Below are 13,867 nucleotides of genomic sequence, written 5' to 3'. Positions count from 1 at the left end.
TTACTTGGTCTGTTCCTGAATCTTGGCCCACTGGCGCTCAACGTCATCCAGGCCGCCGACGTTGAAGAACGCCTGCTCTGCAATGTGGTCGAGTTCGCCGTCGCAGATCGCGGAGAAGCCTTCAACAGTGTCCTTGATGGAAACCGTGGAGCCCTCAACGCCGGTGAACTGCTTGGCGGTGTAGGTGTTCTGCGACAGGAACTGCTGGATACGGCGCGCACGCGACACGACGATCTTGTCCTCTTCGGACAGTTCGTCAACACCGAGGATGGCGATGATGTCCTGGAGTTCCTTGTTCTTCTGCAGGATCTGCTTCACACGGACGGCCGTGTTGTAGTGGTCCTTGCCGATGTACTGCGGGTCCAGGATTCGGGACGTCGAAGTCAGCGGGTCCACTGCAGGATACAGACCACGGGAGGCGATTTCACGGGAAAGTTCCGTGGTGGCGTCCAAGTGTGCGAACGTCGTGGCCGGTGCCGGGTCGGTGTAGTCATCTGCGGGGACGTAGATGGCCTGCATCGAGGTGATGGAGTGGCCCTTCGTGGACGTGATGCGCTCCTGGAGGAGGCCCATCTCGTCAGCAAGGTTCGGCTGGTAACCCACGGCGGAGGGCATGCGGCCCAGCAGCGTGGAAACCTCGGAACCTGCCTGCGTGAAGCGGAAGATGTTGTCGATGAAGAGCAGCACGTCCTGGTTCTGGACATCGCGGAAGTACTCCGCCATGGTCAGGGCGGACAGGGCCACGCGCAGACGCGTTCCCGGCGGCTCGTCCATCTGGCCGAACACAAGGGCGGTGTCCTTGAGGACGCCTGCCTCTTCCATTTCAACCCAGAGGTCGTTACCTTCACGGGTACGCTCGCCGACACCGGCGAACACGGAAGTACCACCGAAGTTGCGGGCAACACGGGTGATCATTTCCTGGATCAGAACGGTCTTGCCCACGCCGGCACCGCCGAACAGGCCGATCTTTCCACCCTTGATGTACGGGGTGAGGAGGTCGATGACCTTGATGCCCGTTTCGAGCATTTCGGTGGAACCCTCGAGGGACGCGAAGGACGGGGCCTTGCGGTGGATCGGCCAGTAGTCCGAAGCCTGGATCTCGGACTCGTCGACGTCCAGCGGCTTGCCGAGGACGTTGAAGATGTGGCCCTTGACGCCGTCGCCAACCGGCACGGTGATCGGGGAACCGCTGTCGACTACGGACGTGCCGCGGACCAGGCCGTCGGTTGCCTGCAGGGAGATAGCGCGGACGAGGTTGTCACCCAGGTGCTGGGAGGTCTCGAACGTGATGGTCTTGGTCTCACCGTTGAGAGTGATCTCGGTGGTGAGTGCGTTGTAAATCGAGGGGATTGCGTCAGCCGGGAATTCGACGTCGACAACCGGGCCAATGACACGTGCGATACGGCCGGTGGCACCGGCCGTTGCTGCTACGTGTTCGGTAGCGGTGGCAGTCATCTCTCTCACTTCACTCGTAGATGGCGTGGGGTTAAGTTTATCTTTTGTTGCAGGGGTCCGGGACCGGTCCGGCTACGACGCGAGTGCGTCGGCGCCGGCCACGATTTCGGAAAGCTCCTGCGTAATCTCTGCCTGGCGGGCGGTGTTGCGCAGACGCGTGTACTTCTTGATGAGGTCCGTGGCGTTGTCGCCGGCGGATTTCATCGCCCGCTGCCGTGCAGCAAGCTCAGAAGCCGCTGCCTGCAGCATGGCCGCGAAAATGCGGGATTCGATGTAGCGCGGCAGCAGTGCGTTGAGCACCTGTTCCGGCTCCGGTTCGAACTCGTAAAGCGGCAGCAGTTCCGATTCGGAGGACGCCTGCTCTTCCACAACTTCGAGGGGAAGAAGGCGGATGACGGTCGGCTCCTGCGTCACCATGGACTTAAAGCGGGTGTACACAACGTGGATCTCGTCCACGCCGCCCTCTTCGAAGTCTGTGGCGAAGTCTTCGAGCAGGGCCGCGCCGATTTCCCGCGCCGTGGCGAACTCAGGGGCATCGGTGTTGCCGGTCCAGACGCGCCCATAGGGACGGTTCCGGAACTCAAAGTAAGCCTGCGCCTTGCGGCCCAGCAGGAACGTCTTGACTTCCTTGCCTTCGGCACGGAGCAATTCATTCAGGCCTTCGGCCTGCTTGAGCACGCCGGCGGAATACGAACCTGCAAGGCCGCGGTCTGAGGTGATGACCAGGACGGCGGCCCGGCGGATCTTCTCCGGCTCGGTAGTCAGTGGGTGGTCGATTTCGCTCTGGCTTGCGACAGCAGAAACAGCGCGCGTGATCGCGTTCGCGTAAGGCAGTGAAGCTGCCACCCGGGCACGGGCCTTGCCAATGCGCGAGGTAGCGATCAGTTCCATCGCCTTGAAGATCTTGCGCATCGACGTCGTCGAGCTGATCTTCTGACGGTAGACCCGGATCTGGGCTCCCATACTTATCCTTTCCTAAGATCCCGATGGCCGGGACTGCCGGACCCCCAAAGGGTTCCGGCAGTCCCTGCCAGCGAAACTAGCGCTTCTGCCTGACGATTTTTTCCTGGTCGACCTGACCCTCCGAGATAGCTTCATGCTCCTCGTGGCCGGCGCCCACCAGCTGGCTGTCCCCCTGGCCGAAGAAGCCCTTCTTGAAGTCCACGATGGCGGTCTTCAGTGCTTCGACGGTGTCATCGCCCAGAACGTTGGTCTGAGCCAGCGTCGTGAGGATGGAGGACTTGTGCTTGAGGTGGTCCAGGAATTCGGACTCGAAGCGGCTGATGTCCTCAACCGGAACGTCGTCCAGGTAGCCCTGGGTACCGGCCCAAATGGACACAACCTGGTTCTCGATCGGGAACGGCGAGTACTGGCCCTGCTTGAGCAGTTCCATCAGGCGTGCACCGCGCGTCAGCTGCTGGCGGGATGCGGCATCGAGGTCCGATGCGAACATCGCGAAGGCCTGCATGTCGCGGTACTGGGCAAGATCCAGCTTCAAGGTACCGGAGACCTTCTTCATGGACTTGACCTGGGCGGCACCGCCAACGCGGGACACCGAGACACCAACGTCAACAGCGGGGCGCTGGTTGGCGTTGAAGAGGTCCGACTGCAGGAAGATCTGGCCATCGGTGATGGAGATCACGTTGGTCGGGATGTAGGCGGAAACGTCGTTTGCCTTGGTTTCGATGAGCGGCAGACCGGTCATCGAGCCTGCGCCGAGCTCGTCGGAGAGCTTGGCACAACGCTCCAGCAGGCGGGAGTGCAGGTAGAAGACGTCGCCCGGGTAGGCTTCGCGTCCCGGCGGGCGGCGGAGCAGCAGCGACACCGCGCGGTAGGCTTCGGCCTGCTTGGACAGGTCATCGAACACGATGAGGACGTGCTTGCCGCCGTACATCCAGTGCTGGCCGATGGCCGAACCGGCGTACGGTGCAAGGTACTTGAAGCCGGCCGGGTCGGACGCCGGGGAGGCAACGATCGTGGTGTACTCGAGCGCTCCGTTGTCCTCCAGGGTCTGGCGGATTGCGGCAATCGTCGAAGCCTTCTGGCCGATCGCGACGTAAACGCAGCGAACCTGCTTAGTTACGTCACCGGAAGCCCAGTTGTCCTTCTGGTTGATGATGGTGTCGATGGCAATGGCGGACTTGCCCGTCTGGCGGTCACCAATGATCAGCTGGCGCTGGCCGCGGCCGATCGGAATCATGGCGTCGATGGCCTTAAGGCCGGTCTGCATCGGCTCGTGCACAGACTTGCGCTGGGTAACGCCCGGTGCCTGCAGTTCCAGGGCACGGGTGGTCTCGGCCTTGATCTCGCCGAGGTCGTCGATGGGCACACCCAGGGGGTCAACCACGCGGCCGAGGAAGGCGTCGCCCACCGGCACGGACAGAACCTGTCCGGTGCGGTGAACTTCCTGGCCCTCTTCGATACCGGTGAAGTCACCGAGGACGATGACACCGATCTCGCGCACGTCAAGGTTCTGGGCGAGGCCCAGGGTGCCGTCTTCGAAGCGAAGCAGCTCGTTCGCCATGACCGAGGGAAGGCCCTCAACACGGGCGATGCCGTCACTTGCGGCGGTCACACGGCCGACCTCTACGCGCTCTGCGTTTCCGGGTTCGTAGGACGCCGCGAATTCGTTCAACGCATTACGGACGTCGTCGGCGTTGATGGTCAATTCGGCCATCTGCAGTCCCTGCTCTCCTGTATTCGTGATCATCGTTGCTCACGATGACCGGGGTTTCTATCAGTTGTGTTGTGCTTGTCCGGCTAGCCGGCCAGCTGGCGCTGAAGGTCGTTCAGGCGGGTGAGGACCGAAGCGTCGAGCACTTCGTCCCCCACCTGAACGCGGATGCCGCCGATCAGCCTGGGATCAACGTTGAAGTTGACCTTCAGCTCGCGTCCGTAAAGGGAGTTCATTCCCTGCTGCAGACGGTTCTCCTGCGTCCCCGTGAGGGGACGCGTGACGCTGACCGTCGCAATCCAGCGCTGCTGGCGCTTGGCGGCGAGCTCGGCGAAACGGCTCACGAGTTTGGTTGCCTTGATGCCACGGGGCTGCGCGACCGCCTGACCGATGAGGACCTTGGCTTCCTCACTTGCGGAAGGAACGAGCCTTTCGGCCAGGGCGATCTTTGCAGCAGCGCTGGCCTGCGGTTCAGACAGGGCGCGCTGCACATCGTGGTTGGCAGCCACGGCCTGGTTGAAGGAGAAAAGATCGTTCTCCAGCTCTTCCAGACCGGTGATACCGGAGGCAGAAACGGCCGACTTGTTTTCAGCAACGGCGATGACCACCGTTGCGGCAAGCGTCTCGAGTGCATCGCCGATGTCTCGCGCCGATGCCCAGCGTGAGCTGGCCAGACCGGCTGCGATGTCCACGGCTTCGGCGGAAGCTTTTCCGCCGAAGAGCTGCTTGATCAACGCCGACTTTTCCTCACCGCTGCGGGAGGGGTCAGTCAGGGCGCGGCGCAAACCAGCCGAGCTGTCTACCGCTCCCAGGATCCCGAAAAGTTCCTTGGCCAACTGCAGCGATGCAAACGGAAGCTTTGGCTCCAGCTCGGTCAGCGCCTTGGTCAGCGATTCGCTCGATACACCTGCCATTACTTAGCTACACCTGCGTTCTGGGTCTCCAGATCAGCAAGGAAGCGGTCGACGACGCGTGCTGCACGTGCGTCGTCCTCGAGGGTTTCCCCAACGATGCGGCCCGCAAGCGTGGTGGCAAGGGTGCCCACCTCTGAACGCAGCGACACAACGGCCGCCTGCCGCTCGGATTCGATCTGCGCGTGTGCCTGAGCGGTGATGCGTGCAGACTCTGCTGCAGCCTTCTCCTTCAGTTCCGCCAGGATCTGGGCGCCTTCGGCACGTGCTTCCTCACGGATACGGTTTGCCTCAGCACGGGCATCAGTGAGCTGCTGCTTGTACTCTTCGAGCGCAGCAGAAGCCTCAGCCTGAGCCTTCTCAGCCTTGGCGATGCCGCCCTCGATGGCCTCGGCACGCTCTGCAAACGTCTTCTCGAACATCGGGACAACGAACTTGACCACGATGAAAAAGAGGACAGCAAAGCCGGCGAGGACGACGCCCATTTCCCAAACATTGGGAACGAGCGGGTTAGCCGCCTCGGCGCCTTCAGTGGCGGCTGAGATGATCAGCTGATTCATATTTCACCCGTCCTTATCTACTCGGTTCTGAATGTTCGCTTGGTTCTGAAGGTTTACTTGAGAACGAAAGCGAAGACCAGGCCCAGGATGGCGAGGGCTTCAGTCAGCGCAAGGCCGAGGAATGCGATCGGCTGCAGAACGCGCTGGGCTTCCGGCTGACGCGCCACACCGTTGATGTAGGCAGCGAACACGAGACCCACACCGATACCACCGCCGATGGCCGAGAGACCGTAGCCGATGAGGTTGAGGGAGCCGTTGATGGAGCCTTCCATTTTTCTTCCTTTCAAGATGCCATGTATATGGCAGGTTGTTTGGGTTGCTTCATCCCCACGAGGGGAAGTTTGGGGTGCCTAGTGGCTGTCGGCGTGGAGTGCGCCTTCAATGTAAATCGCAGTCAGCAGTGTGAACACGTACGCCTGCAGCGCCATGATCAGCGCTTCCAGCATGTACATGGCAATCGCGCCGGCGAGAACCAGCACAGAGGTGCCCTTGAGAAGGACGTTCTCCTGCATGACGAGGTATTCGATGCCCGAACCGGCAATCATGACGATCAGGTGACCGGCCAGCATGGTGGCGAAGAGACGCAGGCTGTGCGTGACCGGACGGACCAGGAAGTTGGAGATGATCTCGATCGGAATGACGATCGGGAGGATGTAGACCGGGACACCGGAGGGAACGGTGGCGAGCTTGAAGTAGCGCAGGCCGTTCTTCTTGATGCCGATGCCGATCCAGGTGACGTACACGATGGCTGCCAGCACGTAGGCGCCGCCGACGTGCGAGAAGCTCGGGAGCTGGATCACCGGGATTGCGCCGTAGATGTTGTTCACCAGGATGAAGAAGAACAGGCTGAACAGCAGCGGGACATACTTGATGAAGTCCCTGCCGCCGATGATGTCCTTGGCGATGCTGTTGCGGACGAAGCCGTAGGCGGCCTCACCTGCGAACTGCAGCTTGCCGGGAACGAGCTGCTGCTTCCGCGCAGCGAGCACAAAGAATGTGGCGATAATGACGACGGACAGGATAACCAGCAGCATCTGCTTGGAGAATCCGTCTGCCGCACCCCACGGCAGGATTGCCGGCAGGTGCATTTCTTCAATTCCAGGAGGTGTGAACTCTCCTGAATTTTGGGCCGGGAGCGCAAGCGCGATCAACGCGTTTCCTCTCTGCAGTGTCCATCGTTGGGCGTTGGTAAGGTTCCGGCGCGCGTCATGCTTGCCCTCCCCCTCGTGAAATTATTTGGCATTACTGTTCCCGTCCTCGGACGGGCCGCTGGCTGCACCGCTCCCGCCAGTTGGTTTCCTTGAACTGGTGAGGCCGTGCATATGGGACAGATAGAACCCTCCCGCAGCTCCAAGCAGAGCGCCTACGAGCACAATCCAGCGGGTTCCCCACAGATAATCCAGTCCCCACCCTATCAAACTCCAGACGATGATTCCGCCAATTATGTAGCTAAAGACGGCCATTCCAGCGTTGTAACCGCCGTCGGAATTTACGCCGGGTACAGCGCCATGTCCGGGCGTCGGTTCGGGTGTTCCAGGCTCGTTTTTTCCGGGGTTGTTGTGCTTGGTCATCAGTGTTGCTCACCGTTCGACTTGGGGTCGCTGTCCGGTTCGGGGTCGTTGAAGATCTGCAGCCGGGCTTTGCTGAAACCGTAGATCTCGGCAGCCTGCCACGTGACCACGGCCACGACGGCACCTATGACGAACCAGCGGCCGTGCAGCCAGTCGGGAGCACCCACGGCGAACAGCACCACGGCGAAACCGATGACCTTGACGAAGTAAGTCGCCACGAACAGACCGACGGCACCCGAAGGGTTATTGCGCCCCACAAAGTGTCCGATCAGCAGGCTGATCGCGAAGAACACGACCACCAACAGGCCGCCGAGGCTGCTGGACACAACACCGGTCCAGCCGTTCAGCAGCACAGCCACCACACCGGTAAGGAGCAGGGCGCCGCAGGAGACTGCCGAACTGAGTCCGAGCAGACCAAGCCAGAGCGACCGCGTGGGCCCGGAGACGCCAACGGATTCCTTGCCGGACGCAGGTCCGGGCTCGGCGTTGGAGGTCATGCGAACCAATCTTCGGAGCAGGGTGGAGTGGTGCAGGAAAGACCTGCACCTGAATTCTACACGAGATAGAAATTTTCAGAAAAGCGCGTATTACTGCGGTGTTGGCCCTACTCCGGTGTCATCACCGCGGCGGCTCAGGTACGGCCAGGCCGTGACCAGGCCCATGATCAGGGTGGCGGCAACCATTACGGCCAGCACCACCTGCCAGGGGTAGACGGCAAAGGCCAGACCACCGAAAGACAGCACCGCCGCCCACAAATACAGCAGCATGACCGCGGTGCGGTGGGAGTACCCGATGTCCATGAGCTTGTGGTGCAGGTGCCCGCGGTCGGCGGACCACGGTGAACGCCCGACTGCGGTGCGCCGCACCACCGCAAGGCACAGGTCCAGGAGCGGCAGGAACAGCACGGCAAACGGCAGAAGGATGGGGATGATCGTGGGGATACCGTTGACGCGATCATAAAGGCCCGAGGTGATCTGCCCGGTCGAGACCACACCGGCCGACGCCATGAGCAGGCCTATCAACATCGCGCCGGAATCGCCCATGAAAATCTTCGAGGGAAACCAGTTGTGTGGCAGGAAGCCCAGGCAACTGCCCACAAGGACCGCCGTCAGCAGCGTGGCGAGGTCGGAACGGTCCAGGATCGGCGCGTTCCGGTGGACCCAGTAGGCGGTGAGGAAGAACGCGGATCCGCCGATGATGGCCACCCCGGCGGCCAGCCCGTCGAGCCCGTCGATGAAGTTGAACGCATTCATCGTGACGACGATGAGGCCGGTGGTGAGGACGATGTTGATCGGGTCCGAGTCGAAGCGGATCGGTTCCGGAATGAACGGGATGATGGTCATCCGCACACCCCAGACGGCTACCACGAGCGCGGCGACAGCCTGCCCGATCAGCTTGACCCACCAGCGAAGGTCCAGCAGGTCGTCCGCCACTCCGACCAGCACGATGACGGCGGCGCCCGCCAGCACACCCCACGGAGCACCGTTGTTCCGGAAGATGTCTTTGACGAAGAAGGATTGGCTTGCCACGGCCAGCGCCACCAGCACGCCGGCGAAGATCCCCAGCCCGCCGAGCCGCGAGACCGGGCTTGAATGCATGTCCCGGCTGCGGATCGGGGCGAACAGCTCAAGCCGGTTACCGATCAGCCGTGCACCCCACGTGGCCCCATAGGACACGAGCGCCGCCGTCACCATCATGGACAGGTACATGATCACGGCGCGGCCACCATTCCCAGAGCGCCGTCCACGCTGCGGGCGCAGTGCATGACGCTGGCGGAGCGCATAGTGCTGGTGCCGTGCATAGTGCTGGCGCAGTGGCCATGCTGCAGGCTATGCGGATGCGGATTCGGGGTCAGTCCAGGCGGACCATGCGGACTCGATACGTGTGAATCTGACGTGCAATAAATGAAACTTCTCCGTCGCCATGCGCGCACAGACAGGCAGTGCATAGTGCCTGACGGGGCTGTATTACAGTGGACTCTAGTCAAGATACTAACGCCAACGGGTACATCGCTTCGCGTCACACGGCCTTACGCCGGCGGGAAACTTGCCGACGGCTGTGCTGAAAGGATCCCCGCAATGCCAGTGTCGGTCGCAGTTGCCGCCGTGACGTTTGACCGTCCCCATGAGCTCGCCGTCCTGCTGAGTGCCATCAACGGGCAGACGGCCCGCGTGTCGACAATCTGCCTCGTTGACAGTGGCACGGTCCCCGCGAAGGACGTAGCCGCGCAGCATGCAAATGTGGACTACATCCGCTCGGAAGCCAACCTTGGTGGTGCCGGCGGCTTCTCCCTTGCGGCGCTCAAGGCCGTGGCCAGCGGCGCCGATTGGGTCTGGATGATGGACGACGACGCCGAGCCGGCGGACGCCGAGTGCCTGGCCACGCTGATCCGGGAAGCGGAGGCGCGGGACCTGGAGGCTGTTGTGCCCCTGGTGGTAGCTCCGGGGCATCCCGACCAGCTCTCCTTCTTCTTCCGGCTGGACGGCAAGGTCTCCCACGACCGGGCCGCGCTGGAGAAGGTGGGGTTCCTGCCGAACGACGGCCACTTCTTCAACGGCGCCCTCATCCGCTCCGATGTCTTCTTCAAGGTGGGCCTGCCGGACATGCGCCTCTTCATCCGCGGCGACGAGGTGGACTTCACCATCCGGCTGCGCAAGGCAGGCATCCGTTTCGGCACCGTCACCACGGCTGCGATCATGCACCCGCACGCTTTTTCCGAAACGAAGCACGTGTTTGGTGCCCGCTGGCACGTCATCGTCCCGGAGGGCGCGTTCAAGCGCTACTACTACTACCGCAACCGCGGCTACCTTATTCGCCGCCACTTCCGCGTGAAGTCCTTGGTGGCCGATGTTGGCGGCTACCTTGGCTATTTCCTCCGCCGGGGCGATCTCCGCGGGCTGGCGGACTGGTTCCGGGCGTTCTCCACGGGGCTCCGCGGCAAGGGATTTGGCCCGCTGAAGGACCAGAAGTTCTAACGCAGGCCTGCCGCGCAACCTGTTTTGCGCGGCCCGCAGCCCTGTTCTGTCAGCCCTAACCGCTCAGCCGGCGCCGCAGCAGGAGTGCCAGCAGAACCCACGGCTCGCCAAACACCCGATACGCCACACGGCGCGGATGCAGCAGCAGCCGCCACGCCCATTCGAGCCCGAGCCGGCCAAGCCAGCGCGGCGCCAGCTTCTGGATGCCGGCGATCTGCTCGATGGCTCCACCTACGGCGCAGTAGACCGCGGGCGGCAGCGACGGAAGGCGGCGCCACAGCACTTCTTCTTGCAGCGGCATGCCAAGGCCGATCAGCACCAGCTGCGGCTGGAATTCTGCCAACCACGCCGCAGCTTTCTCTTCCAGTTCGGGGTCCCAGTCCTCCCCCGGCATTCCGGCGACATTGGCGCCCGGCACCATGCCCTGCAGCTTCGCCACGGCCTTGGCGTTGGCAGTCGCCCCGGCTCCAAGGACGGCGATGCGGTGGAGGCCGTCCAGCCGGCCCAGCGCGGGAATCCAGTCTGTTGAACCAAGCCGGTAGTCCATGACGGGCCTCGTGTCCCGGGCCGTCTTTTCCCGGCTCCTCCCCCACAGCCAGAGGACGGGCGCGCCGTCGAGAAGGACAACGTCGCTGTTCTCGTAGAACTTCCTGAACTCCGGTTCGGAGTGGAAAAGCGTCACGCTGTGGAGATTGTGCCCGACGACGGTCCTGGTGGTGCCGTCAGCCACGAACCCGTTGAGGACTGCGGTGAGTCCGTCGACGTCCAAGGGCGTGGCGTCCACTCCGAGGACCGGTATAGGTTGCCTCTGCAGTGTCATTCGGCGCTTGCGGGCTTTTCGCCGGCGTCGGACTGCAGAGGAGCGTCCGCAGCACTCTCGGGCGAAGCGTCCTCGGAGGCAGCATCCTCCGGGCCAGCGGTGACCTCAGCCTCGTCCGCGGCATTGCCGTTGATGTCGAGAACTCCGGGAACCACCTCGCGCAGCCGCTCCAGGCTGATGGCCCCCTCCCGGACCACGCGCAGCGGCAACGAGGTGGCATCCACAATGGTGGACGGCCGGGCGTCGGTTCCCTCGATCGGGCGGAAACCGCCTTCAAGGTAGACCTCCACGGATTCCGCGAGCTGGGACCGTGCTTCAAAGGCTGTCTGCGCCGGAGCCTGGCCGGTCCGGTTTGCTGAGGACACCGCGAGGGGTCCGGTAACGGTCAGCAGGTCGATCGCCACCTCATCGTCCGGAATGCGAAGGGCGACGGTGCCCTTGGTCTCGCCCAGGTCCCAGTCCAGTGAGGGCTGCGCGTGGAAGATCAGGGTCAGTCCGCCGGGCCAGAAGGCCTCGGCCAACTGGCGGGCATCCGGGTACACATCAGTGGCCAGCCCGTCGAGCGCATTCAGGCGGGGAATCAGGACGGGCGGCGGCATGTTCCGGCCACGGCCCTTGGAGACCAGCAGCATGGTGACGGCCTGCGGGGAAAAGGCATCGGCCGCGATTCCGTAGACGGTGTCCGTGGGAAGGACGACGCACTTCTTCTCCAGGATCGCCCGGCGTGCGTGGGCTATCCCTTCTGTCCGCTCGTCGTCGGCCGTGCAGTTGTACGTAGTGGTCACTGCCTCATTCTTTCATTACTCCGCGGGCGGCGAGGCAAGGACGGCGCTGGTGGCGCGTTCCTTGCCGTTAAGGTCGAAATGCGTGGTGACGTCGGTCCAGTTCCCGGTCCGGTTCAGCATCGTCGATATCCAGCCTGCCTGGATTTCGGCGTGTTCCATCACGAAGTAGCCGCCGGGAACCAGGAGCCGCGCCGCCGAGGCGGCGGCCGCCGTCGGCAGTTCCATGCCGTCCGCTCCACCGCCGTAGAGCGCTTCCGGCGGGTCGTGAAGCGCCACTTCCGGTTCGTTGGGGACGGCTTCGGCGGGGATGTACGGCGGGTTGGAGACGACGACGTCGAACGTACCGTTGAGTTCCGGCAGGGCGTCCCGCAGGTCCCCCAGCAGCAGGGTGACCCCTAGCGGCCGGAGATTCTTGGCCGCCCAGGCGTGCGCGAACTCGCTGAATTCCACCGCAAAAACCTCGGCCTCGGGCACCTCGTGCGCGATTGATCCGGCGATGGCCCCCGAGCCGGTGCCCAGGTCCACCACCTTGGGGCGGACCACGCCGGCACGTTCCAGTGCGCGCAGCCGGTCGATGACCAGCTGCACCACGGACTCGGTCTCCGGCCGCGGAATGAACACGCCGGGTCCCACTGCGAGCTGGAGGTAGCGGAAGTGCGCCACGCCGGTGATGTGCTGGAGCGGAATCCGGGTGGCGCGCTCGGCAACGAGTTCGGCGTAGCCGGCAGGGGCCGGGGCATCGCCGAGCATCATGGCCCGCAGCCGCCCCAGGCCCACGCCCAGCAAATGGTCGGCCAGGAGTTCGGCGTCTACCCGGGGGCTAGGAACGCCGGCCTCGGTGAGGAGCTCCGTTGCCTCCCGGACCGCGGCAGCCAGGGACTGGGCGGGCAGGGAGTGGCCAGGCGGCTCCGGAGTGTGCTCGGACGTCATGGAATCCCGGGGCTCCTAGTCGCCGATGGCGTCCAGCCGCGCCTGCTCGTCCATCTCGATGGCGGACTGGATGACCGGCTCGAGGTCACCGTTCATGACCTGGTCAAGGTTATAGGCCTTGTAGCCTGTGCGGTGGTCCGCGATCCGGTTTTCCGGGTAGTTGTACGTACGGATCCGCTCCGAGCGGTCCATCGTGCGGATCTGGGACTTCCGCTGTGCGGAGTTCTCGGCGTCGATCTGCTCCTGCTGGTGCGCCAGGATGCGGGCACGCAGGACGCGCATGCCGGCTTCACGGTTCTGCAGCTGGGACTTCTCGTTCTGCATGGCCACCACGATCCCGGTGGGAAGGTGGGTAATACGGACCGCGGAATCTGTGGTGTTAACCGACTGTCCGCCGGGTCCCGAAGACCGGTAGACGTCGATCTTGAGATCGTTCTGGTTGATCTCGAGTTCCTCGGGCTCGTCCACCTCGGGAAGCACCAGCACGCCGGCAGCCGAGGTGTGGATGCGTCCCTGGGATTCCGTCACGGGGACGCGCTGCACACGGTGCACGCCGCCCTCGAACTTCAGCCGCGCGTACACGCCCTCGGCAGGATCGTTGGAACTGCCCTTGACGGCCATCTGGACGTCCTTGTACCCGCCGAGGTCCGATTCAGTGGCGGAAATGAGTTCGGTCTTCCAGCCGCGGGATTCCGCGTACCGGGTGTACATGCGCAGCAGGTCGCCGGCGAACAGTGCCGCCTCGTCGCCGCCTTCGCCGCCCTTGACCTCGAGGATCACGTTGCGGGCATCGTCCGGATCCCGCGGAATGAGCAGGCGCGTCAACCGCGCCGCCGCAACCTCGACAGCCGCCTCCAGTTCAGGCACCTCGGCAGCAAAATCAGTGTCCTCGGCAGCCATCTCCTTGGCCGCCGAAAGGTCATCGTGCAGCGCATGCCACTTGTGGTAGGCCTCCACAATGCCGTTCAGCTGAGCAGACCGCCGCCCCAGCTTCCGCGCCAGCTTCTGGTCAGCATAAACAGCCGGATCCCCCAACTGCGCCTGGATAGAATCATGCTCATCCAACAGGCCCTGTACGGACTCAAACATTTTTCAAAACCTTTCGTTCTGCACCTAGTTTAATCAGGCGCAAAATCGGCGCGCCACGGTGAGCGAGCCCCGTAACTGCCGCGCGGATGTTCCGCCC

The 13,867-nt window shown here is 63.4% G+C and carries 15 protein-coding genes; 1 reads left to right on the top strand and 14 read right to left on the bottom strand.

Going from position 1 to position 13,867, the window contains the following annotated elements; translation table 11 throughout:
- The 10 genes from atpD to J7I85_RS06000 all read right to left on the bottom strand — a co-directional run bounded on the left by atpD (position 1) and on the right by J7I85_RS06000 (position 8,886).
- Positions 1–1,455 carry a F0F1 ATP synthase subunit beta gene (gene atpD, locus J7I85_RS06045; protein WP_111905896.1) on the bottom strand — a complete coding sequence of 485 codons (1,455 nt, stop codon included), beginning with the start codon at positions 1,453–1,455 and terminating at the stop codon, positions 1–3.
- 72 nt (positions 1,456–1,527) lie between these two features.
- Positions 1,528–2,418: a F0F1 ATP synthase subunit gamma gene (locus tag J7I85_RS06040; RefSeq protein WP_214847998.1), complete on the bottom strand. Its 891-nt coding sequence runs from the start codon at positions 2,416–2,418 to the stop codon at positions 1,528–1,530.
- A 76-nt stretch (positions 2,419–2,494) separates the two neighbouring features.
- Positions 2,495–4,132 carry a F0F1 ATP synthase subunit alpha gene (gene atpA, locus J7I85_RS06035; RefSeq protein ID WP_214848477.1) on the bottom strand — a complete coding sequence of 546 codons (1,638 nt, stop codon included), beginning with the start codon at positions 4,130–4,132 and terminating at the stop codon, positions 2,495–2,497.
- Between the two features lie 83 nt (positions 4,133–4,215).
- Positions 4,216–5,043 (bottom strand): F0F1 ATP synthase subunit delta, encoded by an 828-nt coding sequence (locus J7I85_RS06030; RefSeq protein ID WP_214847996.1) that lies wholly within the window; start codon positions 5,041–5,043, stop codon positions 4,216–4,218.
- Positions 5,043–5,600 (bottom strand): F0F1 ATP synthase subunit B, encoded by a 558-nt coding sequence (locus tag J7I85_RS06025; protein ID WP_214847994.1) that lies wholly within the window; start codon positions 5,598–5,600, stop codon positions 5,043–5,045. Before J7I85_RS06025 ends, J7I85_RS06030 begins: the two co-directional genes overlap by 1 nt.
- Before the next feature lie 53 nt (positions 5,601–5,653).
- Positions 5,654–5,872 carry an ATP synthase F0 subunit C gene (gene atpE, locus J7I85_RS06020; protein WP_003804776.1) on the bottom strand — a complete coding sequence of 73 codons (219 nt, stop codon included), beginning with the start codon at positions 5,870–5,872 and terminating at the stop codon, positions 5,654–5,656.
- 78 nt (positions 5,873–5,950) lie between these two features.
- Positions 5,951–6,751 carry a F0F1 ATP synthase subunit A gene (gene atpB / locus J7I85_RS06015; protein WP_102972065.1) on the bottom strand — a complete coding sequence of 267 codons (801 nt, stop codon included), beginning with the start codon at positions 6,749–6,751 and terminating at the stop codon, positions 5,951–5,953.
- Positions 6,752–6,832: 81 nt separating this feature from the next.
- Positions 6,833–7,171, bottom strand: coding sequence for an AtpZ/AtpI family protein (locus tag J7I85_RS06010; RefSeq protein ID WP_214847992.1), 339 nt, complete (start codon positions 7,169–7,171; stop codon positions 6,833–6,835).
- The gene (locus J7I85_RS06005; RefSeq protein ID WP_214847990.1) at positions 7,171–7,668 is read right to left on the bottom strand and encodes a hypothetical protein; all 498 of its coding nucleotides are present in this window, start codon (positions 7,666–7,668) and stop codon (positions 7,171–7,173) included. The genes J7I85_RS06010 and J7I85_RS06005 overlap by 1 nt, the downstream gene beginning before the upstream one ends.
- A 90-nt stretch (positions 7,669–7,758) precedes the next feature.
- Positions 7,759–8,886 (bottom strand): MraY family glycosyltransferase, encoded by a 1,128-nt coding sequence (locus tag J7I85_RS06000; protein WP_214847988.1) that lies wholly within the window; start codon positions 8,884–8,886, stop codon positions 7,759–7,761.
- Positions 8,887–9,249: 363 nt separating this feature from the next.
- Here J7I85_RS06000 and J7I85_RS05995 point away from each other — a divergent pair, with 363 nt between their 5' ends.
- Positions 9,250–10,146 (top strand): glycosyltransferase, encoded by an 897-nt coding sequence (locus tag J7I85_RS05995; RefSeq protein ID WP_214847986.1) that lies wholly within the window; start codon positions 9,250–9,252, stop codon positions 10,144–10,146.
- Positions 10,147–10,201: 55 nt separating this feature from the next.
- Here the strand turns inward: J7I85_RS05995 and J7I85_RS05990 are convergent, their stop codons facing one another.
- The 4 genes from J7I85_RS05990 to prfA are packed head-to-tail and all read right to left on the bottom strand — an operon-like array spanning position 10,202 to position 13,770.
- Positions 10,202–10,966, bottom strand: coding sequence for a WecB/TagA/CpsF family glycosyltransferase (locus tag J7I85_RS05990; RefSeq protein WP_214847984.1), 765 nt, complete (start codon positions 10,964–10,966; stop codon positions 10,202–10,204).
- Positions 10,963–11,751 carry an L-threonylcarbamoyladenylate synthase gene (locus tag J7I85_RS05985; protein ID WP_214847982.1) on the bottom strand — a complete coding sequence of 263 codons (789 nt, stop codon included), beginning with the start codon at positions 11,749–11,751 and terminating at the stop codon, positions 10,963–10,965. The genes J7I85_RS05990 and J7I85_RS05985 overlap by 4 nt, the downstream gene beginning before the upstream one ends.
- 15 nt (positions 11,752–11,766) lie before the next feature.
- Positions 11,767–12,681, bottom strand: coding sequence for a peptide chain release factor N(5)-glutamine methyltransferase (gene prmC / locus J7I85_RS05980; RefSeq protein ID WP_214847972.1), 915 nt, complete (start codon positions 12,679–12,681; stop codon positions 11,767–11,769).
- Between the two features lie 15 nt (positions 12,682–12,696).
- Complete coding sequence (gene prfA / locus J7I85_RS05975; protein WP_214847964.1) at positions 12,697–13,770, bottom strand: peptide chain release factor 1; 1,074 nt, start codon at positions 13,768–13,770, stop codon at positions 12,697–12,699.
- Positions 13,771–13,867: the final 97 nt, after the last annotated feature.

It is taken from the genome of Arthrobacter sp. ISL-65 (assembly GCF_018613795.1).
Taxonomy (GTDB): Bacteria; Actinomycetota; Actinomycetes; order Actinomycetales; family Micrococcaceae; genus Arthrobacter.
Note: the sequence above shows the minus strand (reverse complement) of the source record. Positions and strands in the feature narration are given on the sequence as shown.

Coding starts and splice junctions, on each gene's coding strand:
- J7I85_RS05990 (WP_214847984.1), bottom strand. CDS start 10,966: ATGACACTGCAGAGGCAACCTATACCGGTCCTCGGAGTGGACGCCACG.
- atpE (WP_003804776.1), bottom strand. CDS start 5,872: ATGGAAGGCTCCATCAACGGCTCCCTCAACCTCATCGGCTACGGTCTC.
- atpA (WP_214848477.1), bottom strand. CDS start 4,132: ATGGCCGAATTGACCATCAACGCCGACGACGTCCGTAATGCGTTGAAC.
- J7I85_RS06010 (WP_214847992.1), bottom strand. CDS start 7,171: ATGACCAAGCACAACAACCCCGGAAAAAACGAGCCTGGAACACCCGAA.
- J7I85_RS06040 (WP_214847998.1), bottom strand. CDS start 2,418: ATGGGAGCCCAGATCCGGGTCTACCGTCAGAAGATCAGCTCGACGACG.
- J7I85_RS06025 (WP_214847994.1), bottom strand. CDS start 5,600: ATGAATCAGCTGATCATCTCAGCCGCCACTGAAGGCGCCGAGGCGGCT.
- J7I85_RS06030 (WP_214847996.1), bottom strand. CDS start 5,043: ATGGCAGGTGTATCGAGCGAATCGCTGACCAAGGCGCTGACCGAGCTG.
- J7I85_RS05995 (WP_214847986.1), top strand. CDS start 9,250: ATGCCAGTGTCGGTCGCAGTTGCCGCCGTGACGTTTGACCGTCCCCAT.
- prfA (WP_214847964.1), bottom strand. CDS start 13,770: ATGTTTGAGTCCGTACAGGGCCTGTTGGATGAGCATGATTCTATCCAG.
- prmC (WP_214847972.1), bottom strand. CDS start 12,681: ATGACGTCCGAGCACACTCCGGAGCCGCCTGGCCACTCCCTGCCCGCC.
- atpD (WP_111905896.1), bottom strand. CDS start 1,455: ATGACTGCCACCGCTACCGAACACGTAGCAGCAACGGCCGGTGCCACC.
- J7I85_RS06005 (WP_214847990.1), bottom strand. CDS start 7,668: ATGACCTCCAACGCCGAGCCCGGACCTGCGTCCGGCAAGGAATCCGTT.